We start from the raw sequence: 621 nt of genomic DNA, 5'->3' as shown, positions 1-621 counted from the left end.
ACGCCGAGGAAACTTGCGTACTGGTTTGCTCACCTGATGCAGTTAGCACGCTATCTTGGCATTTCAAATCAGCAATAACAGGGCCGAGCTCTAAGCTTCCCACTGGACTTTGAATGCCACTGGCACTCCAAACCAATGTGCCTTCACCAGTTTTACACCACGGAGCTGCGTAAGTCGCATGACGAATGTTCAACTCCAGCTGGCCATCAACACTAACAGGCACCGGCAGGCGCGCTTGTTCGACGGCTTTCGATGCCGGGATCGACGCCACCAAATTTTCCGCGTAAGGGCCATCGCTGAGACTGTATCCAACTAAACCTCGACCGCGAATGTTCATATCGCTGCCGCGCCCAAAACGTACCGAAAATTCGGCTTTGCCGGTAAACAAGCTAGACCATTGGAAATCCCAATTCACTTGCCCTAGGTTTTGACGCTGCCAACGCACGCTAGAAGCCTGACCTTGCCAAACGGAACCGTGAGCACCTTGTATGTCTAGCCCTTTCACAATGGGGGCTTGCTGGAGAACCCAAGAAACAGGTAACCCCATGATCAAGCTAACAGAAAAACAAACGATAAAGATTACAACGTAAAGTACTGCTCGCTTCACCTTAACCTCGCTTA

1 protein-coding gene is annotated in these 621 nt (G+C 50.9%); it reads right to left on the bottom strand.

Annotated elements, in window-relative coordinates; genetic code table 11:
• Positions 1–607: type II secretion system protein N (locus tag R7Q48_RS28610; protein ID WP_318133714.1), on the bottom strand; the 607-nt coding region annotated here is incomplete at its 3' end.
• Between the last annotated feature and the right edge of the window lie 14 nt (positions 608–621).

It is taken from the genome of Vibrio sp. 378 (assembly GCF_033339435.1).
Note: the sequence above shows the minus strand (reverse complement) of the source record. Positions and strands in the feature narration are given on the sequence as shown.